Here is a 26,727-nt window from a genome sequence, read left to right as displayed (position 1 = left end):
TGTCACGCACCCGTCATGGACTCGCGTTAGGGAATATGTATAATTTGTATAGTTGTCTATATCAATAGACAAATCTGGCGAAGAGGAAAGCTGCCGATGCGAGGACAGGAAGCCCGCGACCAGGCCGAGCGCAAAGCCGCCATGGCGACGCTGGCGCAATCCAGCGGCGACGACATCGTCCGGCTCTGGAACGAGGCCGGCCTGCCTTCGCAAGCCGAGCTGCTGCGCGGTCCCGAGACCGGCCTGGTCACGCTGCGTGGCCGCATCGGCGGCGGCGGCGCGCCCTTCAATGTCGGCGAAGCGACCGTTACCCGCGCCACGGTCCGGCTGCCGTCCGGACAGGTCGGTCATTGCTACGCGCTTGGCCGCGACAAGCAGAAGGCGAAGCTGGCGGCCATCGCCGACGCGCTCTGGCAGGACCCTGCCCGCCGCGCCGAGGTCGAGACCAGGCTCATTGCGCCCTTACGCTCGGCTCTGACCGTTGCCCACGAAAAACGCCGTGCCGAGACGGCGGCGACGAAAGTGGATTTCTTCACCATGGTTCGCGGAGAAGATTGATGGATATCGCGGCACAATCGATCGAGGGCGGTTTCGCCGATCCGGTCTTCAACGCACAGACCGTGTTTCGGGCAGTCATGGACGCCATGGCGCGGCCGGGCAGCGTCCAGCCCTTGCCGGGCCTGGCCCGCCCGCCGGCGCCGCTTTCGGCAACATCAGGCGCCATTGCACTGGCGCTCTGCGACAACGACACGCCGCTCTGGCTCGACCCGGCCCTGCACGCCTCCGCGGCGATCGGCTCCTGGCTTGGTTTCCACACCGGTGCGCCGCTTGCCAACACCCCGGCCGACGCGCATTTCGCGTTTGTTGCCACACCGGCCGAGATGATGGCGCTCGACGGTTTCTCACAAGGCACGCAGGACTATCCCGATCGATCGACAACGCTGATCCTGCAGGTCGGCGATCTCACTTCAGGAACCCCGCTGTTGCTCGAAGGCCCCGGCATCGAAACCAGCGCCACGATCGCGCCGGCACAAATGCCGCGCCATTTCGTCGAGCAGTGGAAGCAAAACAACAAGCGCTTTCCGCGCGGCGTCGACATCGTCCTCGCCACATCGCAAGGCGTAGCCTGCCTGCCGCGCACGACGCGCATCAAGACGATGGAGGCTTGAAGATGTATGTCGCGGTAAAAGGTGGCGAAGCCGCCATTGCCAACGCCCACGGCCTGCTTGCCGACCGCCGGCGCGGTGACCGCTCGGTGCCCGCGCTCCGCCTCGACCAGATCGTCGAGCAGCTGGCGCTGGGTGTCGACCGGGTGATGAGCGAAGGCTCGCTCTATGACCGTGAACTCGCCGCACTCGCCATCGTCCAGGCGCGCGGCGACATGATCGAAGCGATTTTCCTGGTGCGTGCCTACCGCACCACGTTGCCGCGCTTCGGTTACACCAGACCGATCGACACCAGCGCGATGCTGGTCGAACGGCGCGTCTCGGCGACTTACAAGGACCTGCCTGGCGGCCAGCTGCTTGGCCCGACCTTCGACTACACGCACCGCCTGCTCGACCCCGAGCTTGCCACCGGCGCCGATGTCGCCGAGCCCTTGCAGCGCGCCCGCGAAGCCGAGCCCATGCCGCGTGTCTCGGCCATCCTCGCCCGTGAAGGCCTGATCGAGCCCGATGGCAAGATGCCGCAGGATCACATCCCCGGCGACATCACCCGCGAGCCGCTGGAATTCCCGATGGCGCGCGACATCCGCCTGCAGGCGCTGTCACGCGGCGACGAGGGTTTCCTGCTGGCGCTCGGCTATTCCACGCAGCGCGGCTACGCCCGCAACCATCCCTTTGTCGGCGAGATCCGCATAGGCGAGGTCGAGTTGGAGCTTGACGTTCCCGAACTGCCCTTCGCGGTGCCGCTCGGCACGGTGCGGGTCACCGAATGCCAGATGGTCAACCAGTTCAAGGGCTCGGCCAAGGCGCCGCCGCAATTCACGCGCGGCTACGGTCTCGTCTTCGGCCAGAGCGAGCGCAAGGCAATGGCCATGGCGCTCTGCGACCGGGCGCTACGCGCCTCCGAGTTGGGCGAGGACGTCGTCGCCGCCGCGCAGGACGAGGAGTTCGTCATTTCGCATTCCGACAATGTCCAGGCGACCGGCTTTGTCGAGCATTTGAAACTGCCGCACTATGTCGACTTCCAGGCCGAACTCGACCTCGTGCGCCGCATGCGCGCCGAGTATGAGGCCCGCGAAAATCCAGCGAAGGCGGAAGAAACGAAGGAGGCAGCGGAATGACTGCGCAACCGACCGACATCGCCACCTACAACTTCGCCTATCTCGACGAACAGACCAAGCGGATGATCCGCCGCGCGATCCTCAAGGGCATCGCCATTCCTGGCTACCAGGTGCCGTTCGCCTCGCGCGAAATGCCGATGCCCTACGGTTGGGGCACCGGCGGCGTCCAGGTCACCGCCTCGATCATCGGCCCCGACGACGTGCTGAAGGTCATCGACCAGGGCGCCGACGACACCACCAATGCTGTGTCGATCCGCGCCTTCTTCAAGAAGGTCGCCAATGTCACTGTCACCACCGATACCGCCACCGCCAGCATCATCCAGACCCGCCACCGCATCCCCGAGCATCCGCTGACCGCCGGCCAGGTGCTGGTCTACCAGGTACCCATTCCCGAGCCGCTGCGCTTCCTCGAGCCGCGCGAGACCGAAACGCGCAAGATGCATGCGCTGGAGGAGTATGGCCTCATGCATGTGAAGCTCTATGAGGACATCGCCAAGCACGGCCGCATCGCCACCACCTATGCCTATCCGGTCAAGGTCGAGGGCCGTTATGTCATGGACCCCTCGCCGACGCCGAAGTTCGACAATCCCAAAATGCACCGCTCGCCGGCCTTGCAGCTGTTCGGCGCCGGCCGCGAAAAGCGCATCTACGCGGTGCCTCCCTTCACCGATGTGGTGAGCCTCGACTTCGAGGACCATCCGTTTGAGGTGCAGACTTTCGACCAGCCCTGTGCGCTCTGTGCGGCCGAGAACGTCTATCTCGACGAGGTCATCCTCGACGACCATGGCGGCCACATGTTCGTCTGCTCCGACACCGACCACTGCGAGAAGAGGCGCGAAGAGGGCCATCGCGGCCACCTTGCCCCCGAGACCCATCTGGCGCCAGCAAACATGGAGCCGGCCCAATGACCGACGAACCGCTGTTGCGCGTCTCGGCGCTCTCCAAATTCTACGGCTCGCGCGTTGGCTGCGACAACGTCTCCTTCGACCTGTGGCCCAGCGAAGTCCTGGCTGTCGTCGGCGAGTCCGGTTCCGGCAAGACCACGCTGCTCAACTGCCTGTCGACGCGGCTGCTGCCTTCCTCCGGCACCGCCAGCTACCGCATGCGTGACGGCCAGTTCCGCGAACTCTACCGCATGAGCGAGGCCGAGCGCCGCTTCCTGATGCGCACCGACTGGGGCTTTGTCCATCAGAACCCCGCCGATGGCCTGCGCATGACGGTTTCGGCCGGCGCCAATGTCGGCGAGCGTCTGATGGCGGTCGGAGACCGCCATTACGGCAAGATCCGCGCCACTGCGGTCGACTGGCTGTCGCGCGTCGAGATCGAGGAAGACCGCATCGACGACGAACCCCGCGCCTTTTCCGGCGGCATGCGCCAGCGCCTGCAGATCGCCCGCAATCTCGTCACCGGGCCACGGCTGGTGTTCATGGACGAGCCGACCGGCGGCCTCGATGTTTCCGTGCAGGCCCGCCTGCTTGATCTCCTGCGCGGTCTGGTCACCGACCTTGGTCTTGCCGCGATCGTCGTCACCCACGACCTTGCCGTGGCGCGGCTTCTGTCACAGCGCATGATGGTGATGAAGGACGGCCGCGTGGTCGAAAGCGGCCTCACCGACCGTGTGCTCGACGATCCGCGCGCGCCCTACACGCAATTGCTCGTTTCCTCGATACTTCAGGTGTGACGATGGCACCAGGTCACCCCCATCTGCCAAGCGCATTTTGCAACGTTGGAGATTGGCGAAACCGCCCGACACGGCCCCTTCACCCCGTCACTATACGGGGAGAAGTGCCCGGCAGGGCGATGAGGGGCGACGCTGACGTGGCGGGAACGCGCGCTGTGGACGCTTATGCTGTCCCGTTAGCCTCGCCCTGCCCAAAGCAACTTCTCAACCGGACCTCGGCGCTGCCCCTCATTGTCCTGCCGGACATTTCTCCCCGTATAGTGACGGGGAGAAAGAGCCGTATCCTCCCGCCGACCTACGACAATTGGAGAACCTTCTGATGCCGACTCCTCTCGTTGTCTCCGACGTCGCCAAGAGCTTCACCATGCATCTGCGCGACGGCATCAAACTGCCTGTCGTCTCCGGCGTCTCCTTCTCCATCAAGGCGGGAGAATGCACCGTGCTCGGCGGCCCCTCCGGTGCCGGCAAGAGCTCAATCCTGAAGATGCTCTACGGCAACTACGCCGTCGACGAAGGCCAGATCATCGTCACGCACGAGGACGGGTTGATCGATCTCGCCCATGCCAGCCCGCGCACCGTGCTTTCCGTTCGCCGGCAAACGATCGGCTATGTCAGCCAGTTCCTGCGCACCGTGCCGCGCGTCTCGGCTCTCGATGTCGTCGCCGAGCCGCTGGTCGAACGCGGCGAGCAGCGCGAGGCCGCCCGAGCCAAGGCCCGCGCCTTGCTGGCCCAGCTCAACCTGCCGGAAAAACTCTGGATGCTGCCGCCGGCAACCTTCTCCGGCGGCGAGCAGCAGCGCGTCAACATCGCGCGCGGCTTCATCACCGAGCATCCGATCCTGCTGCTCGACGAGCCGACCGCATCGCTCGACGCCACCAACCGCGACGTGGTGATCGAACTCATCGCCGCCAAGAAGCTGGCCGGCGTTGCCCTGCTCGGCATCTTCCACGACCACGATGTGCGCGAGGCGGTGGCCGACCGCATCATCGACGTCACCGCCTTCGCCCCGGGAAAACTCGCCGCATGACCAGGAAATTGTCGGAGACGCCGCTGGTCCACCCCTCAGCGGAGGTGCACAACTCGACGCTCGGCCGCTGGACCGAGATCGCCGACCGCAGCCGGGTGTCGGAAAGCGAACTCGGCGACTATTCCTACATGATGCAGGACTGCGCCGTCTGGTGCGCGACCATCGGCAAGTTTGCCAACATCGCGGCAAGCGTGCGCCTCAACGCCACCAACCATCCGACCTGGCGGCCGACGCTGCACCACTTCACCTACCGCGCGTCGGACTATTGGGATGACGCCGAGCATGAGAGCGAATTCTTCGCTGAACGTCGCGCCAAGCGCGTCAACATCGGCCACGACACCTGGCTCGGCCACGGCTCGACCGTCCTGCCTGGCGTGACCGTCGGCGACGGTGCCGCCGTTGGCGCCGGAGCGGTCGTCTCCAGGGACGTCGCGCCCTACACCATCGTCGCCGGCGTGCCGGCCAAACCGATCCGCGAGCGCTTCGACCGCCGCACCGCCGAACGCTACCAGGCGCTTGCCTGGTGGGATTGGGACCATGCCAGGCTGCGAGCCTCGCTCGACGATTTCCGCGAACTGTCCGCCGAGGCGTTCCTGGAGAAGTACGAGGGATAGGACAATTCCAGGAAAAGGGAGAACCGGTTTTCCTGGAATTGTGTCAGGTGAAGAGACATAGCCGCTCACATCATCGTCATATGGCGGTCCTGTTCATATCCCTGACACAGGACTCGGACAGGACGCCATCTCCCAAGGAGATCTCCATGCCCGACACTGTCAGACCCTCGCTCGCTGGATTCTTTGCCGGCTCCAATCCGATGCCGCCGACACATCTCGGCACGCGTTATGACACTTCCGGCAATTTCCTGATCGAACCCGGCAATACCGTCGTCAGCCATCTGGTCAGCGGCTCACCATCGGAAGCCGTTGTGCTTGCTGTGCGCGATCGGATGATGGCGATGCCGGACGCCGACCGCCTCGCCTTCACGCCGGTTTCCAGCCTGCACATGACGCTGTTCCAGGGCATCATCGAATATCGCCGCCGCTTGCCCTTCTGGCCGCGCGACGTTCCGCTCGACACCGGCATCGACGCCATGACCCGCCTCTATCTGGAGCGCCTGAGAGGTTTCGAGGGCGCCGGCCCGTTCAATATCAAGGTGGTCGAGATCGTGCCGAGCGGCCTCACCGTTGCCGGCGCGACCGACGAGGATGTGCGCATCATGCGTGCATGGCGCGATGCACTGGCTGTGCCGTTCGGCTACCGGCACCCCGACCATGACGCCTACGTCTTCCACATCACCTTCGCCTATCAGATCCAGCGTCTCGCCGACGACAGGGCTGCTGCCTGGCAGGCGCTGTTCGATGAGAGCCTGGCGCTTTTCGGCCGGGAGGCCCCGGTGATCGAGATCAAGCCGCCCGCCTTCTGCGCATTCCGCGACATGAAGCATTTCGAGGAATTGCTGGTGCTCGGCTGATCGCCAGCAGGACGCGGCCGTCGTATCTGTGGAGCGTAACAAAACTGACATGCTGGCGACATGGCAGGTTCATGTGGCTGCGTTAGGCGAGTGCCTGACGATCAATATGGACCGGACTGGAACCAGCCCATGTCAGCAAGCTCTGCCACGCTCGAAATCCGCGGTGTCAGCCGACGATTTGGCAAGAACACCGCCGTCAGCGACGTCAACATCTCGATCCCGCAGGGGCAGATGGTTGGTGTCATTGGTCGTTCGGGCGCGGGCAAATCAACTCTGCTTCGCATGATCAACCGTCTTGTCGACCCCAGCCAGGGGTCGATTTTTTTTGACGGCGCCGAGGTTTCCCGGTTGCGCGGGTCGCCGCTGCGCCGCTGGCAGCGCGACTGCGCCATGATCTTCCAGCAATTCAACCTGGTGCCGCGCCTCGACGTGCTGACCAACGTACTGCTCGGCAAATTGAACCACCGTTCGACCCTGTCCAACCTTCTCGGCATGTTTTCGCGCGCCGAGTGCGCGGAAGCGGTCGCCGCGCTCGAGCGGCTCGACATCGCCCGCACCGCACTTCAGCCCGCCGGCACCCTGTCGGGCGGACAGCAGCAGCGGGTCGCCATCGCCCGCGCCATGATGCAGCAGCCCAGGGTGATCCTGGCCGACGAGCCGATCGCCTCGCTCGACCCGCTCAATGCCAAGGTGGTGATGGATTCGTTGCAGGACATCAATCTGCGCGAAGGCATAACCGTCGTCACCAATCTTCATACGCTCGATACCGCCCGCACCTATTGCAACCGCATCATCGGCATGGCCGCCGGCAAGGTCGTCTTCGACGGGCCGCCCGAAGAGCTCAACCGCGAAGCTGTGCGTCTTGTCTACGGCGCCGACAGCAATGGCGGCGAGATATCGGAGACCATCACCTCCACCAGCGCTGCCTTCAAGCAGAAAATCGCCGCATCCGCCGGACCGCTCGAACCCGCATTCCCGGGATACTGAGCCCGTTACGGGCCAGTAGCGAGCGCCTGGATCGTCCGCCCGCGTCAAGGGCACTTGTCAAGATCAAGAACGCTGCCGGCGCGGGGCCGGAACTTACAGGAGAGACATCAATGTTCAGGAAGATGGTTTTCGGCGCCGTTTCGGTGCTCGCCATGGCCACCAGCATTGCCCACGCCGCCGACATGAAGGAATTTCGCGTCGGCATTCTCGGCGGCGAAAACGAAACCGACCGGCTGCGCAACTACCAGTGCCTGGCCGACCACCTGAAGACCGAGTTCGGCTTCGAGAAGGTTTCGCTGTTTCCCGCCGCCGACTATGACGGCGTCATCCAGGGCCTGCTCGGCGGCACGCTCGACTTCGCCGAACTCGGCGCCTCCGGCTATGCCAGCGTTGTCCTGAAGGACCCGAAAGCCGTCACCCCGATCCTCACCACCAAACAGACCGACGGCGCCACCGGCTATTATTCGATCGGCCTGGCGCTGAAGACCTCGGGGATCACCGACATCAAGTCGGCCAAGGACAAGAAGCTTGGCTATGCCGATCCGGATTCGACTTCCGGCTATTTGATCCCGCTGACCCAGATTCCGAAGGACACCGGCGCTTCGAACGAGACCTTCTTCGCTTCGACCCAGTTCAATGGCGGCCACGAAAACAACGTTCTGGCCGTGCGTGATGGCAAGGTCGACGTCGCGGTTGACGATTCCTCGGGCATCGGCGACTTCAAGAACGGCTACACCTCCGGCACTTTCCACAAGGAAGTCGCCAAGGGCGCCGTCGACCCCAACGACTTCGTCGAAGTCTGGCGCTCGGGCCTGATCCCGAACGGCCCGCTGGTCGTGCGCACCGCGCTCGGCGACGACATGACCGCCAAGCTGACCGCCTTCTTCACTGATCTGCCCAAGAAGGACAAGGCTTGCTTCGAAGGCGTCGAAGGCGGCGATTTTACCGGCTACGTTCCGGTGAAGCCCGACTTCTACAACGTCATCGTCGAAGCCCGTAAGGCAGCCATCGGCGGCTAACGGTGAAATCGGAAGGGGCGGTGTTCAAAACACCGCCCTTTTTGCATCTCCGATCATGACCCTTTCCGTGACAGCCCCCTCCGACGGCATTCACCAGACGGCCGATGCCTGGCGACGCCAGACGTCGCTGCGCCGGTTCTATACCGTGCTCGGCGTCGGCCTCCTGCTTGCCGCGATGCTTTCCAGCATGTGGTTCGCCGACGAAGCCAATGCCGGGCATTTCTTCGACCGGCTGCCGCACATACTGGATTTCCTGAGCTGGCTGGTCCCGAAAGACTGGAACGACGTCTGGCGAGCGCTGTTCGACATCGCCTCGCCGCGTGATACCGGCACCCAGGAATTCAACTTCCCGCTCGGCCGCGTCTATGTCTGGGGCGGTTTCTACGTCCCCGAATATTTCGAACTGATGCTGACCACGGTGAACGTGGCGCTGGTTTCGACCTTCATCGGCTTCATCTTCGCGGTGCCTTTTTCCTTCTTCGCGGCACGCAACCTGACGCCCCATCCGGCACTGAGGCTGGTGGTCAAGCGTTTCATGGAATTGCTGCGTGCCTTTCCGGAAATCGTCATCGCCGGCCTCTTCGCGGCAATCGTCTCGACCGGTCCGATCGCCGCCATAATCGCCATCGGCCTGCATTCGATCGGCGCACTCGGCAAGCTGTTCTACGAGATCAACGAGAACATCGACATGCGCGCCGAGGAAGGCCTGACGGCGGTCGGCGCCAACTGGTTCGAGCGGGTGCGCTTCGCCGACCTTCCGCAGGTGTTGCCCAATTTCGTGTCCTATACGCTGCTGCGGGTCGAGATCAACGTGCGGGCCTCGACCATCATCGGCGCCGTCGGCGGCGGCGGCATCGGCGAAGAGCTGAAGCTGTCCATCTCGCGCGGCTTCGGCGCCAAGACGCTGGCGCTGGTGTTGCTGCTGTTCACGACCATCTTCATCATCGATCAGTTTTCCGCCTGGCTTCGCCGCAAGCTGGTCGGCGAACAAGCCTTTATGATGGGGGCATAGATCATGGCAACCATGACCGCCGAGGAGATGCTGTCGATCGAGGCGCGCCACCCGCAGGTTTTCTGGCGCCCCGCATACAAGCGCTTCGGTCCGCTGCTCCTGTTCGTTGGCACTCTCCTCTATCTGGTCTATGCCTTGTGGTTCTTCAGCCTGCCGCAGGTATTGCGTGAATCGCATTGGGAGCGACTGCCACTCTTCCTGACGCAGTGGATCAGCTACGATCTGCAGCCGGAATTCCGTCTCGACCAGCCGGAGATCATGCCCAAATATCCGCGTTTCTCCGCACTGGGCGACAATCCCAATCCGGATTGGGTAATCAAGAATGCCGACGGGTCCTTCACCGTGCGGATCGACGGCCAGGCCAAATCCGTCACCTTCGACAAGACCTATGCGACGATTGTCGCCAATGGACAGACAGTGCCGGTGGCGCTGACCGGCGGCAAGCCGGTGGTCTCGGGCCCGGTGCCCGACTGGATGACGGTTCACGATGACGAGGTGATCGCCAGGATGGGCTTTGTCGGCGACGTGCGCGTCACCGTCGACCGGGTCAAGGTGCGCAAGCGCTTCCTCGGCTGGGCGAACTTCGTCTTCGACACACGCTCGCCCTTCTTCGGCAAATCAGCGTCGGAAGTGATCTCGCTGATCATATCGGGGCCTGAGCTGAAACCTGGCACCTCGAACCTCGCGCTGGCCGGCGACAGCATCTGGAACAACGCCCAATGGCAGCACGGCGACGTCTGGACGAAGCTCCTGCAGACCATCGTCATGGCTTTTCTCGGCACGCTCCTCGGCGGCATCGTCGCCTTCCCGCTTGCCTTCTTCGCGGCGCGCAACATTACGCCAAGCGGCGTGCTCAGCCAGGGGCTCAAGCGCTTCTTCGACTTCATGCGCTCGGTCGACATGCTGATCTGGGCGCTGTTCTTCACCCGCGCCTTCGGCCCCGGCCCGCTGGCCGGGAGTGCCGCGATCTTCTTCACCGAGATCGGCACGCTCGGCAAAGTCTATTCGGAAGGTCTGGAGAACATCGACGACAAGCCACGTGAAGGGGTGCTTTCGACCGGCGCCAACGGCCTTTTGGTGCAGCGCTACGGCGTTATGCCCGAAGTGATCCCGATCTTCATCAGTCAGACCCTCTACCAGTGGGAATCCAACACCAGGGGCGCCACCATCATCGGCGCGGTCGGCGCCGGCGGCATTGGCCTGAAACTGTGGGAAGCGATGCGCACCAACTCCAACTGGGCCAACGTCTTCTACATGGTTCTGCTGATCCTGCTCGTCGTCTTCATCTTCGACAACATATCCAACTTCCTGCGCCGCAGGTTGAGCCGGACGATCCACGACTACAATAGGATCCAGGCCCAGCAAGGATAACGATCTCGCCTCAGGGCATGTTGAGATTCGGGTCAGGCCGAGTCGAAAATGCAGGGTTACGAGAACCGGAGCGGAGCGTACTTTTTGGGTACGTGAGCACCGGAAGCGCAGGAACCCTGCATTTGCAGACCGGCCTCACCCGAATATCGACGTGCCCTAAGCCTAAGCCGCCTTCTTCCACCCGTCCCTGATATGCTTGTATCCCTCGCGATAGACCGCTTCCGGCGTCTCGGAAAAATCGCGCCACACTTTCGTCGCCGCCGCCAGATCCTTCAGCGAGCGCCCGAACGCCTCGATGGTCAGCCAGTCGTCATAGCCGCTCTTGCGGATCGCCGCGAAAGTCTCTTTCCAGGGAATGTTGCCGCGCCCCGGCACGCCGCGATCGTTCTCCGATATGTGGATATGCACGACATTCCTGCGGTGCTTCGTATAAGCGCCGATCGGGTCGGCCTCCTCGATATTGGCGTGGAACGTGTCGTACATCGCCTTGATGTGCGGCCGGTCGATGACGTCGACATGCTCCGACAGGTCGGCCATGGTGTTGAGAAGATAGCATTCGAAGCGGTTCAGCGCCTCGAGCCCGATGGTGACGTTGCGCTTGCCGGCATGGTCACCAATGGCGCGCTGCGAGGCGACGGAGCGTTTTTTCTCGGCGGCTGTCGGCCCGGCTCCGGAAAAGGCGCCCAGCGTCGAATGCAGCGGTCCGCTCAGCGTGCGGGCGCCAAGCGCATCGGCGCAATCGATGGCCCATTTCATGTAATGGACACCAGCCTTGCGCGTTGCAGCATCGGCCGAGATCAGGTTCATCGAGGGATCGCCCATCGCTGAAACCGCCGTCCGCTCCAACCCGATGCGGTCGAGCAATTCGCCCAGTTTCCGGTAGTCGTCCGGCGTCCCGGCGAAGATCGGTATCTCGACACCGTCGAAGCCGGTTGCCTTGATGTCGCGAAGCAATGGCTCGTGCTTCTTCGACACCGCCGTCGTCCACAAGAACATGCACATGCCGATTTTCATCGACGCCCTCCCCATTTTCAAGGCCGGCTGGTTGTTCCCGCCAACTTCGCGCCAAGCCCCTCATCCGGCCGCTACGCGGCCACCTTCTCCCCGAGGGGAGAAGAGACTGACGCCGGCACCAGCGACCTCCTCTCCCCTCGGGGAGAGGTCGGATTGCCCCGAATTGCCCTTCGCAATTCGGTTGGCAATCCGGGTGAGGGGGAATTCCGCGCTTGCCAGGCCCCCCTTACAGCTTCGTCCACGCCCCATTCTTCTTCGACGACTTCACACAGGCTTCGATGAAAGCCATGCCTTCGACGCCGTCCTGAATGGTCGGGAAGACGACATCCTTTGCCGGCTTGCCGCCCTTGCGCCGCGCCGCGCGGATGGCGCGTGCGGCCTCCTGGTAGATATTGGCGAAGCCTTCGAGATAGCCCTCGGGGTGGCCTGACGGAACGCGGCTGACGCGGCCTGCCACCGGCAACGCGCCGGCGCCGTTGCGGGTGATCAACTGTTTCGGCTGGCCGAACGGCGTGTACCAGAGATAGTTGGGATCGGCCTGCACCCACTCCAGCCCGCCCTTCGAACCGTAGATGCGCAGCTTCAAGCCGTTCTCATGACCGGGCGCCACCTGGCTCGCCCAGATCATGCCCTTGGCCGGATGCGTTTTTCCCGCCGGTTTGAAACGCAGCATGACGTTGACGTTGTCGTCGAGCAGCCTCCCCGGCACGAAGGCATCGAGATCGGCCGACAGCGAGTCGAGCTCGAGCCCGGAGACGAAGCGGGCGAGGTTATAGGCATGGGTGCCGATGTCGCCGAGCGCGCCGCCGGCCCCCGCCTGCTTGGGGTCGCCGCGCCACGACGCCTGCTTCTGGCCGGTGGCGGCCAGGTCCTCGGTCAGCCAGTCCTGCGGATATTCCGACTGCACGATGCGGATGTCGCCAAGCACGCCCTTGGCCACCATTTCGCGCGCCTGCCGCACCATCGGATAGGCGGTGTAATTGTGGGTGAGCACGAACACCTTGCCGGTCTTTTCGACTATCGCCGCAAGCTTTTTCGCCTCTGCCAACGTGGTTGCCAGCGGCTTGTCGCAGATCACGTGAATGCCTGCTTCGAGGAAAGCCCTGGCCGCCGGCACATGGACGTTGTTGGGAGTGACGATGGCCACCGCCTCGATGCCATCCGGGCGCTTCGCCTCGGCCTTGGCCATTTCCGCGTAGGACGCATAGCTGCGCGAGGGATCGAGCCCGAGTTCGGCGGCCGAGGCCTTGGCGCGTGCCGGATCGGACGACAGGGCGCCCGCGACGAGCACGAAATCATTGTCCAGTCGCGCCGCGATCCGGTGCACCGCGCCGATGAAGGCGCCTTGCCCGCCGCCGACCATGCCGTAGCGGATCGGGCCGCCTCCCGTTTCCGACTTCGATGCGCCAACCATATTTTTCTCCCTCGTATGAAATACCCTCCCCAAAGGGAGCGAAAGCCGTGTCAAATTCCCATCATGGCGCGCAGCAGCTTCTTGTCCGTGGTGCCCGCGGCGAAATCGTCGAATGCCTTCTCGGTCACCCGGATGATGTGGTGCTGGATGAAGGGGGCCCCTTCGGCCGCCCCGTCCTCAGGATGCTTCAGGCAGCATTCCCATTCCAGCACCGCCCAAGAATCGTAATTGTACTGCGTCAGCTTGGAGAAGATGCCACCGAAATCCACTTGCCCATCACCGAGCGAACGGAAACGGCCGGCACGGTTCGTCCAGCTCTGGTAACCGGAGTACACGCCCTGCCGGCCGGTCGGATTGAACTCGGCGTCCTTGACGTGGAACGCCTTGATCCGCTCGTGATAGATGTCGATGAATTCGAGATAGTCGAGCTGCTGCAGCAGGAAGTGCGAAGGGTCGTAATTGATGTTGCAGCGCTTGTGGCCGCCGACGGCGTCGAGGAACATTTCGAAGGTGGCCCCGTCGAACACGTCCTCCGAAGGATGGATTTCGTAGCCGACATCGACACCATTGTCCTCATAGGCGTCGAGGATCGGCTTCCAGCGCTTGCCGAGTTCGCCGAAGGCTTCCTCGATCAGACCGGCGGGCCGCTGCGGAAAAGGATAAAGGTAGGGGAAAGCCAACGAGCCGGTGAACGACACCGAGGCATTCAGCCCGAGATTGCGCGATGCCTTGGCACCGAACTTCATCTGTTCGACGGCCCATTCCTGCCGCGCCTTCGGGTTGTTGTGCACCGATGGCGGCGCGAAACCATCCATCTGCGCGTCATAGGCCGGATGCACCGCTACCAATTGCCCCTGCAGATGCGTTGACAGTTCGGTGATCTCGACCCCGGCGTCAGTGCAGATGCCCTTCACCTCATCGCAATAGGCCTTGGAAGACGCCGCCTTCTTGAGGTCGAACAGGCGCGCGTCCCAGGTCGGGATCTGCACGCCCTTGTAGCCGAGACCGGCGGCCCATTTGGTGATCGACGCCAGCGAATTGAACGGCGCGGCGTCGCCCGCGAACTGCGCCAGAAACAGTCCAGGGCCCTTCATTGTCGTCGGCATCGGCATCCTCCTCATTTTGTCGCGACCAAGCATAGCGCCGATTGGAAGCAGGGCCAGCCATTTTGGTCTTTTCGAACCAGGCGCCTTACAGGCACGGCCATTCTGGTATTACCAAATGGGGGATTTTGGTCAAGCCCGACAATGTCACGGCAAAGCCCTCCGCATATCCAAAATATCGGCACATAACGCAATACAATCAATGTTATAATTCACACAGGAAGTAGCGTCTCCACGCTTCTTGCCGTTCCAGGGAATTTGCTGTAGACCTCGCTTCAGGCCCAATTGGTCGAACCAGTTTGCGGGAAAAGGCTGGGGATGCCTTGGGGAGGAAACCCTTGCGTCGTCTTCCGGCGATGCATGTCGCAGGCAAACCATACGGACGAATCTGGGAAGGACAGACCATGCATCTTTCGACGCACAACTGGATGCGCGCGGAACCCCTTGAGACGACGCTCAAGCGCATCAAGAAATTCGGCTATGAGTCGATCGAGATTTCCGGCGAGCCCGCGCAGTACAAGACCAAGGAGACGCGGGCGCTGCTGAAGGAGCATGGCATCCGCTGCTGGGGCGCGGTGACCCTGATGTTGGGCGAACGCAACCTCGCCGCCAGGAACCAGGGCCAGCGCGAGCGCTCCGTGCAATACGTCAAGGACGTGCTGACGATGGTCAGCGAACTCGACGGCGAGATCATCACGCTGGTTCCGGCAACCGTCGGCAAGGTGGTGCCGGACGGCACCGAGGAAGAGGAGTGGAAGTGGGTCGTCGACGCGACCCGCGAATGCTTCACCCACGCCAAGAAGGTCGGCGTCAAGATTGCCGTCGAACCGCTGAACCGCTTCGAGACCTATCTGTTCAACCGCGGCGCACAGGCACTGGCGCTGGCAGATGCGGTGAGCCCCGAATGCGGCGTCTGCCTCGACGCCTACCACCTCCACATGGAGGAATTTAACGTCCATGACGCCATCCGGCAGGTCGGAAAGCGCCTGTTCGACTTCCATGTCGCCGACAACAACCGCTTCGCCGCCGGCCTCGGCCAGATCGACTGGCCCAGGATCGTCGCGACCTTGAAGGAAGTCGGCTATGATGGCGCGCTGACCAACGAGTTCGTCGCCCCGGTCGACCGCACGCCGGCGGCACCCTATCCCGACATGGTTGAGCGCCACCCGGTCGATATCTCGCCCGAGCAGCTGAAGTTCATCCAGGATCACGGCTCCAGCGTACTCACCGAGAAATTCTACACCGACCAGATGCGCATCACCGCCGAAACGCTGTTGCCGCTGATCAAGTAGTCGACCGCCTCTGGGAATTTGCCCTTCCGCCCTGGCCGGCGGCGGGGCTGGGGAAAAATATGCGCATCAAGACAGTCCAGGCCTGGTGGGTCCGCGTCCCGATCGAAGCCGCGAAGCAGCATCGCAGCGACTTCGGCCAGGTGACGACCTTCGACGCGGCCATCCTGCGCATCGAAACCGATGACGGGCTGGTCGGCTGGGGCGAAGGCAAGAATGCGGCCGGCAGTGCCGGCAGCTATGGCGCCCTCGTCCATATGCTGAACCAAGAAGTCGGGCCGCAATTGATCGGCCGCGATCCGGCCGATATCGGCGTCATCTGGGAAATGCTCTACAACGGCGTGCGCCACCAGAGTGCCGCCCATGCAGGCCACGCCATGCCGCAGCTGGCGCGGCGCGGCATGAGCGTCGCCGCCATCAGCGCCGTCGACATCGCGCTCTGGGACATCCTGGGCAAGTCGCTAGGCCAGCCGGTCTGGCGGCTTCTCGGTGGCCGTAAGGTCGATCGCATGCAGGCCTATGCCTCCGGTGGCTGGGCGTCGGCCGATGCCATCGGCGAGCAATTGAAATCTTATATCGCCAGGGGCGGCTTCAAGGCGCTGAAGATGCGGGTGGGCGCCATGGATGGCGCCGCGCATATTTCCGCGGCTCGCGTGCGCGCGGCACGCCAGGCGCTCGGCCCCGATGTCGATCTGATGGTCGATGCCCACGGAACCTATACCGTGGCGGAAGCCAAGCGCTTCATCCACCTCGTCGGCGATCTCGATCTCGCCTGGTTCGAGGAGCCCGTGATCGCCGACGACAAGCCGGGCATGGCCGAAGTGCGCGCCGCCGGCGCCGTTCCGATCGCCACCGGCGAAAGCGAGGCGACGCGCTATGCCTTTCGCGACCTCGCCGTGCTCAAGGCCGCCGACATCTTCCAGCCGGATCCGGCCTTTTGCGGCGGCATCAGCGAGGCAATGAAGATCGGCACCATCGCCAGCGCCTTCAATTTGCGCTTTGCGCCGCATCTATGGGCCGGCGCGCCCTGCTTCTTCGCCGGGCTGCATGTCTGTGCCGCATCGCCTTCGAGTTTCACGGTCGAATATTCGCTCGGCGCCAACCCGATGATCCACGATCTGGTCGATGAGACTGTCGAAGCGAAGGACGGTATGATAGCGATCCCGGAAAAGGCCGGATTGGGATTCACCATTTCGGAGCGATTCCTGGAGGCGCACGCGCAACGCAATTGACGATGAAAGAAAACAACCTTCTCGCGGAACTCGCCGCCTATCTGTTCTCCCACTCGGACAAGGAGAGCGGCCGCACGCCTTCCGAACGCGAGTTGGCTGAGCATTTTGGCGTCAGCCGCGGGCAGATCCGCGAAGCGCTTGCCATCCTCGAAGCCATGCGCATCGTCGAGCGCCGCGCCAAATCAGGCATCTACATCGACACCAAACAGGCGAGCGTGGAGGCGCTGGCGCTGTTCGCACGCGCCGGCCTGCCGCTCGATCCCATGCAGATTTATGAAACGGTCGAGTTGCGCAAGATCCATGAGATCAAGGCCGCGGAGCTTGCCTGCTCGCGCGCCACCGAGGAAAATTTCGAACGGCTGCGCGAAATCCTGAAGGCCTCCGAGGAGCGCATCGCCGCTGGCGAAGGCTTGGCCAAGGAGGACCGCGAATTCCACCTCGAAATCGTGCGCGCCACCAAGAACAGCGTCTTCCACAACATCTGCAGCGTCTACTATCTGATGGGCGAGCAGCGCCTGCCGATCTACTTCAACGATCCCGAACGCAGCGTGCGCTCGCATGCCGAGCACGTGCAGATCTACGAGGCGCTGCTGCGCCGCGACGGCAATCTCGCCCAGGCGCTGATGAGCGCCCATCTGCAAGGCGCCGAAAGCTACTGGAAGGGCCTGATCGAGGGCGGCATGGCGGCTTCGCCCGCAGGCGCGGCGCTCGAAAAGGCCTGACCGTGACCCAGACCGTGCCAAAGATCCTGTCGACCCATCCGCTGCACCCGCGCGCCTCGGCCAAGCTCGCCGGCGCCGGTCAGCTGGTGATCGCTTCGGCGCTGGACGCCGGCACATTGGCCAGGGAGGCCAAGGATGCCGACATCGTCATCGTGCGGGCGCCGCTGCCGCCGGCGCTGTTCGAGGGCGCCTGGAAGCTGAGGGCCGCAATTCGCCATGGCGCGGGGCTCGACATGATCCCGATGGAAGCAGCCGCGGCAGCCGGCGTGCTGGTGGCTAACGTGCCGGCGGTCAATGCCCGCTCGGTCGCCGAACATGTCATGTTCACCGCGCTTGCGCTGCTGCGGCAATTCCGCAGGGTCGACCGCGACCTGCGCGCCAAGGGCTGGCTTGCCGGCCGCGAGCATGCCAACTCCAACATCGAACTCGCCGGCAAGACCATCGGCATCGTCGGCCTCGGCGCAGTCGGGCAAGCCGTCGGGCATATCGCCGCGCACGGCTTCGACCTCAAGGTTGTGGCAACGACGCGCAGCATGCAGCCGGCGCCGGAAAAAGTCGGCTTCCTGTCGATCGACGCGCTGGTCGAGCAGAGCGACATCATCGTGCTCTGCTGCCCGCTGACGCCGGAGACGCGCGGCCTGATCAGCCGCGAGCGCATCGCCCGCATGAAACCCAACGCACTGCTGATCAACGTGTCGCGTGGGCCGGTCGTCGACGACGACGCGCTGATCGAGGCCTTGCGGCAGCGCCGCATTGGCGGCGCCGCGCTCGACGTTTTCTCGACACAGCCGCTACCGGCAAATCATCCCTATTTCGGCTTCGACAATGTCATCATCACCCCGCATATGGCAGGGATTACCGAGGAATCGATGATGCGCATGGGCGTCGGCGCGGCCGGCGAGACCCTGCTGGTGCTGGCCGGCAAGCTGCCTGTCAATCTGCGCAATCCCGAAGTGGTCGATCATTACCGGCGGCGGTTTCCGGCCGACACGTGAAATACACCGCGGTTTCGCTTCAATTGTTGGTGACGCTGAAAGTCATGTTGTATCGTCGCTTGGCATCCTTGGTTCTCGCCGCGTGTTCGACCGCGGCCTTGCCTGCACTCGCTGCGGCAGAGGGCAGCGACTATGTCTACTGCAGCAATGGAATCGTCTGCTTCAGAGACCCTTGTCCCTCGGGTAACGCGCTGGATCTGGCCACCGGCAAGGTCATCAAAGGCGTGGCGCTCAACACCACCGAATTGGCGCTGCAAGACAGGGCCGCACCCGACACTTCCGACAAGCTCCACGCGGGACAGCTCGTCGTCAGAGGATCGATCCAGCATCGCGGTGAGCCGAACGAGCCGCCCATGCTGGTCGTTACGCGTATCGAACGCGCCTCTGGCAAAGCCGAGCGCAGGCGCTGCGCGGCGCACTGATTGCCGTGGGCACGCTGCTCGTCACAGCAGCCTCTCCACTTCAGCCGCTATCCGCAGCAGACGATGGTCGTGGCCGTTGCGCGCGACCAGCATCAGGCCAGCCGGCAGCGCCGTGCCCGGCATTGGCAGCGAGATCGCGCAGAGGTCGAACTGGTTGGCGACCTGCGTGTTGCGCAGCAGCAGTCCTTCGGTGCGGTCGCGCAGCTCGGCGTCCTCGGCCATGGAGGCGATGGTCGGGGCGGTCACCGGTGTGGCCGGCAGAGCCAGGAGATCGACCGACGCCAGCCGCTCGTCCATGGCAGCGACCAGTGCGGCGCGCCGGCGCAGCGCCCTGATATAGACGGGCGCCGGCAGCAGCGCCGCCCGCGACAAGGGTCCACTCACATGCGGGTCGACCGGCGCCGGCGCGCCTGCCGCCAGCCAGTCGGCATGCACCTCGGCGCCTTCCATGGCGGCGATCGAACCGCGCTTGGTGGCCGCACGAAACTCCGCGATCATGTCGTCGATCGACAGATCCGCAATGTGCGCGCCGGCCTGTTCGATCCTGCCAAGACAATGCTCGAAGGCCGCGGCAACCCCGCCTTCTATGTCGCCGAAAAGAACGCCGCGCGGAATGCCAATGCGAAGCCCGGCGAGTGGAATGGCGGCCAATTCGTTCGGCGCCTCGCCGGCCATCACCGCGTCGGCGGCTGCGCATTGCGAGACGGTTCGGGCGAGCGGCCCGATAGAGTCCAACGTGCCCGAAAGCGGAAAGGCGCCGGTCAGCGGCACGCGCCGTGCTGTCGGCTTGAAGCCGACGACACCATTGAGCGCCGCCGGGATGCGGATCGAACCACCGGTGTCGGACCCGATCGAGATGTCGCTCGTCCCCTCGCCGACAGACACGCCGGCGCCCGAGGACGAACCGCCTGGAATGCGCCCTGGGTCGACGGGATTGCCGGGCGTTCCGTAATGCATGTTGTCGCCGATCGCGGTGAAGGCGAATTCGGTCATGTTGGTCTTGCCGATGATGACCGCACCGGCTTGCCGAAGCCGGCCGACGATGGCCGCATCGCGCTGAGCCGGCGCGGCGGTCTTGCGCATCAGCGAGCCCGCCGTGGTCGCTTCGCCGGCGACATCGAACAGATCCTTGATCGAGACAATGGTGCCGTCGAGCGGCCCAAGAGTCACGCCGGCTCGTTTGCGGGCATCGCTGGCGTCAGCCGCGGCCCGTGCGGCTTCGGCATAAAGCTTCGTGTAGACCTTCTCGTCGGCTGCACGACTGGCAAGACGTGACAGGATGTTTTCGAGACGGTCGCGGATTGATTGCATGTCGATGTCGGACTCCGCCAGGATAGAACGTCCTTCGGGCAAGCAGCCGCCAGGCCTGCCGAAGGAATAACCCGGCCAGCGTGCCTTTGCACCGGCCAGCGACAGGAAGATACTGATGCTGTACAAGGGCAGCTGCCATTGCGGCAAGGTTGCGTTCGAAATCGAGGGCGAGCTCGAGGGCGTCGTTCGCTGCAATTGCTCGATCTGCGCCCGCAAGGGTGCGCTGCTGTGGGCCGTGCCGCATGACAAGCTCACACTCGTCGCCTGGGGCGATGACCTTGGCCGCTACACATTCGGCGACGCGAAAATAGCACACCGCTTCTGCCGAACCTGCGGCATCCATCCCTTTGCCGAAGACATCAGCGAAAGCGGCGAACGCAGCGCCTACGTCAACATCAACTGCTTGACCGGTCTCGACCCGTCCACCTTGTCGATCTTCGACTTCGATGGGCGCTCGGCCTGAAGCAGTTCTGCTCTACCGGTAGCCTGTTGCATCGGCTGGTTTGCCGGCATCCTGAACCTCCGGAACATAGCGCCAGGCATCGGGTCGCGAGCCGTCCAAATCGGTGAACCCATAGACCTGCGCCAGCCCGCCGCTGGACAGCGACTGGCCGTTCCAGCGCGAGCGATCCGGATCCGTGGCCAAAGCGGTGACGGCGCGGCCGACGAAGCGCGGCGTTTCAGAGATGACGAAATGGGGCACTTTCGCCGTGGCGTCGCGCCAGTTTTCTTCGGCGACGCCATAGATCTCCAGCATCATTTCCGAGCGCATCCAGCCCGGCGTCAGCGACACCGACGTGGCGCCGTGTTTCGCCAGGTCCTGGGCGTGGGCCCAGGCCAAGCGGTTCACCGCCACCTTGGCAAGGTCGTAGAAAGGCGACAGGCGATAATGCCGGGCATTGTATTCGGCGGTGCCGTCGGTGATCTCGACAAGCAGCCCGCCCGACCGCTCGATCATCAACGGCAAGGCATGGTGCGCGGTGATCAGATGCGTGTCGATGGCCAGGCGCAGCATGCGCAGGCCGTTCTCCAGATTATGCTCCCAGACCGGCTTGTCCCATTCGAACAGCTTTTCGCCGCCCCAGATATCGTTGACCAGTATGTCGAGGCGACCCTGCTCGTCACGGATGCGCTCGACCAACCTGCGTACTTCATCGGCGATGAGATGATCGACCTTCACGGCGATGCCCGTGCCGCCGTTCACGGTGACCAGTTCAGCCGTCTCCTCGATGGTCTCTGGCCGGGCATACTCGGATTGCTGGCCGCGCGTGCTCCGCCCCGTGACATAGACGGTGGCGCCGGCGGCGCCGAGTTCGACCGCTATGCCGCGCCCGGCGCCCCGTGTGCCGCCGGCAACCAGGGCAACTTTCCCTTGCAACGTCATTGAACTCTCCCAAAACAGCACCATCGATCAAATCCGAGCTGGCAAACGCCGCTCGCAACATATATAAATGATCATTCGGTTATATTGGAATGTCAAGATGACCCGTCCCAAAACCCGGTCCGACGAACAGGTGCTGGAAGCAGCCTTGCGATTGATCCACGAGCACGGGCCGGAGGCGCTTACCTTCGAGCGTCTGGCAAAAGCCTGCGGCCTGTCCGGCGCAACCCTGGTGCAGCGCTTCAAGAACAAGGCGCGGTTGAAGCAGCGCACCTTGCTGCATGCCTGGGATGATCTCGACGACAAGACCAGAACGCTGGCCACCGGCGTTGCTAGAACCCCGGCCGGTGCCATCGAATTGCTGGTGGCGCTGTCGCAGGGCTATGGCGGCATCGAGTCCTATGCCGAGGGCCTGCTCGTCTTGCGCGAGGATCTGCGCGATCCTGTGCTCAGGGCGCGCGGCGCTACCTGGAAGGCATTCCTGTGCGCTGCTCTTGCGGCCTGCTTCGCTGAAATCGACGACCCGCCACCAGACGTCGGCCTGCTGATGGCGTCGCACTGGCAAGGTTCGTTGCTATGGTGGAGCTTTGATCCGACCATCGAAGTGGCCGTCTATGTCGAGGACAGTCTCAACCGCTTCGTCGCCGCCATCACAACGGCAACGGCCCGAAAACCGTAGTGGTTCTCGGGCCGTTGCCAATGGTGGCTGTTGGGAGAGACTATTCGGCCTGCCTCGGGCCGCGCAGGAACACCACGATGGCAGCCAGCAGCGTTGCGATGCCGCAATAGGCAAAGGCGCTGGCGACGCCGGCATTGTCGACCAGCAGACCGCCAAAGACGGCGCCGATCGCAATCGCCACCTGGAAGGTCGCAACCATCAGGCCGCCGGCGCTTTCTGCCTGGTCGGGTGCTGCCCGTACCAGCCAGCTCTGCAGCCCGACCGGCACCGCGCCGAAGGCAAAACCCCAGGCCGCGACGGCAGTGGCGGCGATCATGGGCGAAGCGCCAAGGATCAGCATCGAGGCGGCCGCCAATGCAATCAGCAGAGGCGCGAGCGCGACGGCGGCCTTGAGGTTGCGTTCGGCGAGGATGCCGCCGGCGATGTTGCCGAAGAAACCGCCTATGCCGTAGGCCAGCAGCACCAGCGAGATCGTCTCGATGTTGAGCACCGGCACCTTCTCGAGGAAGGGACGGACATAGGTGAAACCGGCAAAGTGCCCGGACGCGACCAGCAGCACGACCAGCAGGGCAACCCTGATCGACGGCCGCTCCAGCACTTCGAGCAAGGTGCGGAAGCTCGCGACGCCCACCGGCGGCAGTTTCGGAATGGTCGCCAGTTGCACCAGCAGTGCCAGCGCCCCGACGATGGTCGCGATCATGAATGCCGTGCGCCATCCCCAGATGTCGCCGACATAGGCGCCGACCGGAGCCGCGGTGACGGTGGCAAGCGACACGCCGGTCAGGATGATCGACATCGCCCGCGGCATCAGCCGCATCGGCACCAGCCGCAACGCCATGGCGGCCGACATGGCCCAGAAGCCGCCAAGGGCCACGCCGAGCACGACGCGGGCCAGCAGGAGCATGGGCAGCGACGAGGCAAAGGTGGCGAGAAGGTTGGACAGGATAAGGAACGCCGTCAGCATCCACATCACCAGCCTGCGGTCCATGCGCCTTGTGATGATGGCCATGGTGGGAGCGGCGATGGCGCCCACGATCGCGGTCGCCGTCACCGCTTGCCCGGCAACGCCTTCGCTTACGCCGAGATCGCGCGCCATCGGCGTCAGCAGACTGGCGGGCAGGAATTCGGCGGTGACCAGACCGAAAACGCCCAGGGCGAGCGAGACCACGGCACCCCACGCCGGTTCGGTTCGTTCATCGGATTCGGCGGGGTCGAGAAGTGCGGCGTCAATGGCGCCTGTCGCGGGTTCGGCCATGGTCAGTCTCCGATCTGTTTGCGGCGCAGCATTTGGCTGCAGTGCAACATAGGGAGTGACGGCGTGGAGTTTCCATGCTAGAAACACCATTATGTTTGACCGTTCGTCCAAAATTCCGGTCACTGGCGACGCGCTGACCGACATATTGCGCGGCTTGCGTCTCGATGGCGTCGAGTATGGCCGCTGCGAAATGAAAGAGCCCTGGGGCATCCAGTTCCCGGCCCAGTCCGCGGCCCGGTTTCATTTCATCGGTCGCAGAGGCTGCTGGCTGAAGCAGCCATCCGGCGACTGGGTGCAGCTCAATGCCGGCGATGCGGTGTTGCTGCCGCGAGGCGCTGCTCATGTGTTGGCCAGCGAACCCGGCGCCCAGGCCTGGCCAATTCACAGCTATGGGCGCGAAGAGGTCTGCAAGGACGTCTATTGTACTTCGAACGCCGAGATGTGCGACAAGAATTGCCAGCCGGGCACGCTGCTGTTCTGCGCCAGCATGTACTTCAACCTCGATGGCCTGCATCCCCTGCTCGGCATGATGCCGGATGTGATGCGGACGCATGAGCTCGAAGACTACGAACCCGGCATTCCGCACCTGCTGGATTCGATGGCGCGCGAAGTGACGATGGAGCGCGTCGGCTCCGGCGGCATCCTGGCGCGGCTGGCCGACGTGCTTGCCGCCACCGTCATCCGCTCATGGGTCGAACGCGGCTGCGGCGACTCCTCCGGCTGGATCGCGGCGGTCAGGGACCGCGACATCGGGCGCGTGCTGGCCGCCATTCATCTTGAGCCGGACCACGACTGGACGGTCGAGTCACTGGCCCGGATGATGGGCGCCTCGCGCTCGGGCTTTGCCGACCGCTTCGCCACCATCGTCGGCGAAACGCCGGCAAAATATGTCACCCAGGTCAGAATGCATCAGGCGCGACAGTGGCTGGTTCGCGACCGAATGAAGATATCGGTCGTTGCCGCCCGTCTCGGCTATGAATCGGACGCCGCCTTCAGCCGAGCCTTCAAGCGCGTCATCGGTTCGGCGCCCAGCCACCTGCGCGCCGAGGAACAGGCCGACATCCGCCAGGCCGGCTGAGGCAGCCTCTTTCGTGCACCGTTGCCATACAAAATTGGACGAGGTAACGCTCGGCCGTGGCTCTCGACAATGACTCGCTCACCACCTATTAACCTCAAAACGGTGAGGATGCGCGGTGACTCACACGCCGAAATTCACGGCAGGAGAACTTAGGTCAGTGTCCCCCTTCCGGTATCCGGGGGGGAAGGCATTTCTGAGCGATTACCTGACGAAAAAACTAGGCCTGATCAAGGGTCAGAATAAACACTATGCAGAGCCTTTTTGTGGCGGCGCCGGCGCCGCCGTCATACTTCTAAAGGCTGGCTTCGCAAGCCATCTCCACCTCAATGATGCTGATGTGCGGGTCTATTCGGCATGGAGAGCGATGCTTGAGGAGTCGGACCGCTTTGTTGAGCGGATCAACACCGTTTCTGTCGACATGGAAACCTGGCAATGGGCGAGCGAAATTGTCAACAAATCCAATCTCAAAGAATACGACTTTGAGCTTGGATTTGCGGCGTTCTTCCTCAACCGGACAAGTCGATCGGGCATAATTTTTCGCGCTGGCCCGATTGGTGGATATAATCAGACCGGCAATTGGAAAATTGACGCACGTTTCAATGCCCCAGCGTTGGCAGGACGTGTGCAGTGGATCGGCTCGGTCAAAGACCATATCACGCTCACCAACGAAGATGGTTTGACGTTCCTACACCGGTCCCTGGCTCGCGTACCTGTCGCGAGAACTCTGTTTTTTATTGACCCCCCTTATGTACAAGCCGGAGGAAGACTCTACCTCAATGCAATGAATGACGCGAAGCACATAGCGCTCAGCGACATTCTGCAGAACTCGAAACTGCGGCATTGGATTTTAACTTACGATGACCACCCGTTGATCAGATCGCTCTATGGATCACAAGATATCTCGGACCTTGGCGTTACATACAGCCTTCAGAACAAACGCAAGGAACGAGAGGTCCTAATCCAGCCTTCGCTACGCCAAGGCGGCGGCCCGATACTCACGTAGCCACTCAACAACACTGTCAACCCGATCGGCTTCGTCGACCATCATCCCGTGAAGCGCCTGTTGGAGCCCTTTGTAGGCATGCGGTGGCAAGCGAAGGCGGTCGATTAATGATCGGTGCATTAAGTTCTGCGCCTGCCAGAACCTTTTGTCCCATATCCTGAAGGGTATGATGGTAGCGTGCCCGCGATTGCCTGTCATAATGTCCTGCAAGTAGTTATTCTCGAACACCCTTGCATGCTCGGAAACCGGCTTCCCGGGCCAGTTATTGCCGCTCGCAGTTTGACCGAACAGCAGATTAGATGGCGGAGGCATCATCTCTGGCGTCCAGGCCATCACGTCGATGCCACCATCCTTCTCCTCTGGAGGAGTATATTGGCCCGGGGGGGTTCTAATACCGAATCCCGCACCATTCGCCGCTGCACGCTCCATTAACTGGACGATCGGCTCTCCACTTCTCCGCGGCCACCCCACGCTAATCGCTGGCCCGCCCGAAAGGCCTGCCATTGCCAGCGTCGCGAGCACCTGGAATATTTGATTACGAAGACGGGTCAAGAGGTCGCCAGACGGCGGGATTTTCAGGATCGGGGATCCAGTCACATGCGAAGTTACCAGACAAACAAGGTAGAACGAATACCGTGGTTCGTCCCAATTTTCCACAATCTGCAGCTCTTCCGCACCGTCACCCAGCCTGAAAGGATAAGTGTCGCCGAGGTGATGTCGACGTAAGTCGATTTCGTTTTCTATCTCGTTGATAATTTGTTCTACCCCTCGGTTCGCTTCTCCGATGTTTTCCTCGGCTTCTTCGCTCAGCTGCTTTAGAGACGCGAGTAGCGAGTCGACACGAGCGGTTCGATACGGATCAAACAAGGCAGCTAGTTCCAACCAGTCAACCAGCTGATCGGCATTCAATTCGAGGGTGGGCGGATCGATCGCCTTGGCTGTCACTTTGCGGCTTCCGCCGCAGCGCGAGCCACTTC

At 63.1% G+C, this 26,727-nt stretch carries 28 protein-coding genes; 21 read left to right on the top strand and 7 right to left on the bottom strand.

The window, feature by feature from the left end; genetic code table 11:
• The first annotated feature begins 96 nt into the window (after nt 1-96).
• The 12 genes from phnG to phnE (EN808_RS01105) all read left to right on the top strand — a co-directional run bounded on the left by phnG (nt 97) and on the right by phnE (EN808_RS01105) (nt 10,852).
• Nucleotides 97-558, top strand: coding sequence for a phosphonate C-P lyase system protein PhnG (gene phnG / locus EN808_RS01160; RefSeq protein WP_127279888.1), 462 nt, complete (start codon nt 97-99; stop codon nt 556-558).
• Entirely contained in the window at nt 558-1,169 is a 612-nt protein-coding gene (gene phnH / locus EN808_RS01155) for a phosphonate C-P lyase system protein PhnH (protein ID WP_127279889.1), read from the top strand. The genes phnG and phnH overlap by 1 nt, the downstream gene beginning before the upstream one ends.
• 2 nt (nt 1,170-1,171) lie before the next feature.
• Nucleotides 1,172-2,284 (top strand): carbon-phosphorus lyase complex subunit PhnI, encoded by a 1,113-nt coding sequence (locus EN808_RS01150; RefSeq protein ID WP_127279890.1) that lies wholly within the window; start codon nt 1,172-1,174, stop codon nt 2,282-2,284.
• Nucleotides 2,281-3,192 carry an alpha-D-ribose 1-methylphosphonate 5-phosphate C-P-lyase PhnJ gene (locus EN808_RS01145; RefSeq protein ID WP_135865813.1) on the top strand — a complete coding sequence of 304 codons (912 nt, stop codon included), beginning with the start codon at nt 2,281-2,283 and terminating at the stop codon, nt 3,190-3,192. The genes EN808_RS01150 and EN808_RS01145 overlap by 4 nt, the downstream gene beginning before the upstream one ends.
• The gene (gene phnK, locus EN808_RS01140) at nt 3,189-3,965 is read left to right on the top strand and encodes a phosphonate C-P lyase system protein PhnK (protein WP_135914961.1); all 777 of its coding nucleotides are present in this window, start codon (nt 3,189-3,191) and stop codon (nt 3,963-3,965) included. The genes EN808_RS01145 and phnK overlap by 4 nt, the downstream gene beginning before the upstream one ends.
• A gap of 319 nt (nt 3,966-4,284) precedes the next feature.
• Nucleotides 4,285-4,992 carry a phosphonate C-P lyase system protein PhnL gene (gene phnL / locus EN808_RS01135; RefSeq protein ID WP_127277885.1) on the top strand — a complete coding sequence of 236 codons (708 nt, stop codon included), beginning with the start codon at nt 4,285-4,287 and terminating at the stop codon, nt 4,990-4,992.
• A complete protein-coding gene (locus EN808_RS01130; RefSeq protein WP_127277886.1) occupies nt 4,989-5,606 on the top strand; it encodes a DapH/DapD/GlmU-related protein in 618 nt (205 codons plus the stop codon). Before phnL ends, EN808_RS01130 begins: the two co-directional genes overlap by 4 nt.
• 146 nt (nt 5,607-5,752) lie before the next feature.
• Nucleotides 5,753-6,463 (top strand): DUF1868 domain-containing protein, encoded by a 711-nt coding sequence (locus EN808_RS01125; protein WP_135914960.1) that lies wholly within the window; start codon nt 5,753-5,755, stop codon nt 6,461-6,463.
• A gap of 129 nt (nt 6,464-6,592) precedes the next feature.
• A complete protein-coding gene (phnC, locus tag EN808_RS01120; protein WP_127277888.1) occupies nt 6,593-7,450 on the top strand; it encodes a phosphonate ABC transporter ATP-binding protein in 858 nt (285 codons plus the stop codon).
• Nucleotides 7,451-7,560: 110 nt separating this feature from the next.
• Nucleotides 7,561-8,469 carry a phosphonate ABC transporter substrate-binding protein gene (gene phnD, locus EN808_RS01115; protein WP_135914959.1) on the top strand — a complete coding sequence of 303 codons (909 nt, stop codon included), beginning with the start codon at nt 7,561-7,563 and terminating at the stop codon, nt 8,467-8,469.
• Nucleotides 8,470-8,524: 55 nt separating this feature from the next.
• Nucleotides 8,525-9,481 (top strand): phosphonate ABC transporter, permease protein PhnE, encoded by a 957-nt coding sequence (gene phnE, locus EN808_RS01110; RefSeq protein WP_127277890.1) that lies wholly within the window; start codon nt 8,525-8,527, stop codon nt 9,479-9,481.
• A gap of 3 nt (nt 9,482-9,484) precedes the next feature.
• Complete coding sequence (gene phnE / locus EN808_RS01105; RefSeq protein ID WP_135914958.1) at nt 9,485-10,852, top strand: phosphonate ABC transporter, permease protein PhnE; 1,368 nt, start codon at nt 9,485-9,487, stop codon at nt 10,850-10,852.
• Nucleotides 10,853-11,014: 162 nt separating this feature from the next.
• Here phnE (EN808_RS01105) and EN808_RS01100 read toward each other — a convergent pair whose 3' ends face one another.
• The 3 genes from EN808_RS01100 to EN808_RS01090 form a co-directional block, all read right to left on the bottom strand.
• Nucleotides 11,015-11,866, bottom strand: coding sequence for a sugar phosphate isomerase/epimerase (locus tag EN808_RS01100; protein WP_135865831.1), 852 nt, complete (start codon nt 11,864-11,866; stop codon nt 11,015-11,017).
• 226 nt (nt 11,867-12,092) lie between these two features.
• Nucleotides 12,093-13,280 (bottom strand): Gfo/Idh/MocA family oxidoreductase, encoded by a 1,188-nt coding sequence (locus tag EN808_RS01095; protein ID WP_135865834.1) that lies wholly within the window; start codon nt 13,278-13,280, stop codon nt 12,093-12,095.
• A 50-nt stretch (nt 13,281-13,330) separates the two neighbouring features.
• Entirely contained in the window at nt 13,331-14,386 is a 1,056-nt protein-coding gene (locus EN808_RS01090) for a sugar phosphate isomerase/epimerase (protein ID WP_127277894.1), read from the bottom strand.
• A 401-nt stretch (nt 14,387-14,787) separates the two neighbouring features.
• Between EN808_RS01090 and EN808_RS01085 the strand changes: the two genes are divergently transcribed.
• From EN808_RS01085 to EN808_RS01065, 5 genes are read left to right on the top strand one after another with little or no spacing between them, the layout of a single operon-like run.
• On the top strand, nt 14,788-15,675 hold the full coding sequence (locus tag EN808_RS01085) for a sugar phosphate isomerase/epimerase (RefSeq protein WP_127277895.1): 888 nt from the start codon (nt 14,788-14,790) through the stop codon (nt 15,673-15,675).
• 59 nt (nt 15,676-15,734) lie between these two features.
• Entirely contained in the window at nt 15,735-16,904 is a 1,170-nt protein-coding gene (locus EN808_RS01080) for a mandelate racemase/muconate lactonizing enzyme family protein (RefSeq protein WP_127872324.1), read from the top strand.
• 2 nt (nt 16,905-16,906) lie between these two features.
• Nucleotides 16,907-17,626 carry a FadR/GntR family transcriptional regulator gene (locus EN808_RS01075; protein ID WP_127872323.1) on the top strand — a complete coding sequence of 240 codons (720 nt, stop codon included), beginning with the start codon at nt 16,907-16,909 and terminating at the stop codon, nt 17,624-17,626.
• A gap of 14 nt (nt 17,627-17,640) precedes the next feature.
• The gene (locus EN808_RS01070) at nt 17,641-18,621 is read left to right on the top strand and encodes a hydroxyacid dehydrogenase (protein ID WP_127872362.1); all 981 of its coding nucleotides are present in this window, start codon (nt 17,641-17,643) and stop codon (nt 18,619-18,621) included.
• The gene (locus EN808_RS01065; RefSeq protein WP_245512088.1) at nt 18,618-19,043 is read left to right on the top strand and encodes a hypothetical protein; all 426 of its coding nucleotides are present in this window, start codon (nt 18,618-18,620) and stop codon (nt 19,041-19,043) included. Before EN808_RS01070 ends, EN808_RS01065 begins: the two co-directional genes overlap by 4 nt.
• Nucleotides 19,044-19,064: 21 nt before the next feature.
• Here EN808_RS01065 and EN808_RS01060 read toward each other — a convergent pair whose 3' ends face one another.
• The gene (locus EN808_RS01060; protein WP_135865892.1) at nt 19,065-20,354 is read right to left on the bottom strand and encodes an amidase; all 1,290 of its coding nucleotides are present in this window, start codon (nt 20,352-20,354) and stop codon (nt 19,065-19,067) included.
• A 115-nt stretch (nt 20,355-20,469) separates the two neighbouring features.
• On the opposite strand from EN808_RS01060, the gene EN808_RS01055 reads away from it, so the two are divergent.
• Nucleotides 20,470-20,817, top strand: coding sequence for a GFA family protein (locus tag EN808_RS01055; protein ID WP_135914957.1), 348 nt, complete (start codon nt 20,470-20,472; stop codon nt 20,815-20,817).
• 12 nt (nt 20,818-20,829) lie between these two features.
• Here the strand turns inward: EN808_RS01055 and EN808_RS01050 are convergent, their stop codons facing one another.
• Nucleotides 20,830-21,738 carry an SDR family oxidoreductase gene (locus tag EN808_RS01050; RefSeq protein WP_127872321.1) on the bottom strand — a complete coding sequence of 303 codons (909 nt, stop codon included), beginning with the start codon at nt 21,736-21,738 and terminating at the stop codon, nt 20,830-20,832.
• A gap of 97 nt (nt 21,739-21,835) precedes the next feature.
• On the opposite strand from EN808_RS01050, the gene EN808_RS01045 reads away from it, so the two are divergent.
• The gene (locus EN808_RS01045; protein WP_245520978.1) at nt 21,836-22,414 is read left to right on the top strand and encodes a TetR/AcrR family transcriptional regulator; all 579 of its coding nucleotides are present in this window, start codon (nt 21,836-21,838) and stop codon (nt 22,412-22,414) included.
• 40 nt (nt 22,415-22,454) lie between these two features.
• On the opposite strand, the gene EN808_RS01040 is transcribed toward EN808_RS01045, so the two are convergent.
• Complete coding sequence (locus tag EN808_RS01040; protein ID WP_135914955.1) at nt 22,455-23,669, bottom strand: MFS transporter; 1,215 nt, start codon at nt 23,667-23,669, stop codon at nt 22,455-22,457.
• 91 nt (nt 23,670-23,760) lie between these two features.
• Here EN808_RS01040 and EN808_RS01035 point away from each other — a divergent pair, with 91 nt between their 5' ends.
• Both EN808_RS01035 and EN808_RS01030 read left to right on the top strand, forming a co-directional pair.
• Complete coding sequence (locus tag EN808_RS01035) at nt 23,761-24,747, top strand: AraC family transcriptional regulator (protein ID WP_135914954.1); 987 nt, start codon at nt 23,761-23,763, stop codon at nt 24,745-24,747.
• A gap of 157 nt (nt 24,748-24,904) precedes the next feature.
• The gene (locus EN808_RS01030; protein ID WP_245525014.1) at nt 24,905-25,750 is read left to right on the top strand and encodes a DNA adenine methylase; all 846 of its coding nucleotides are present in this window, start codon (nt 24,905-24,907) and stop codon (nt 25,748-25,750) included.
• Here EN808_RS01030 and EN808_RS01025 read toward each other — a convergent pair.
• Complete coding sequence (locus EN808_RS01025; protein ID WP_135914952.1) at nt 25,718-26,695, bottom strand: hypothetical protein; 978 nt, start codon at nt 26,693-26,695, stop codon at nt 25,718-25,720. The genes EN808_RS01030 and EN808_RS01025 overlap by 33 nt on opposite strands.
• Nucleotides 26,696-26,727 lie beyond the last annotated feature (32 nt).

This window comes from Mesorhizobium sp. M8A.F.Ca.ET.165.01.1.1, assembly GCF_004792065.1.
Taxonomy (GTDB): domain Bacteria; phylum Pseudomonadota; class Alphaproteobacteria; order Rhizobiales; family Rhizobiaceae; genus Mesorhizobium.
Note: the sequence above shows the minus strand (reverse complement) of the source record. Positions and strands in the feature narration are given on the sequence as shown.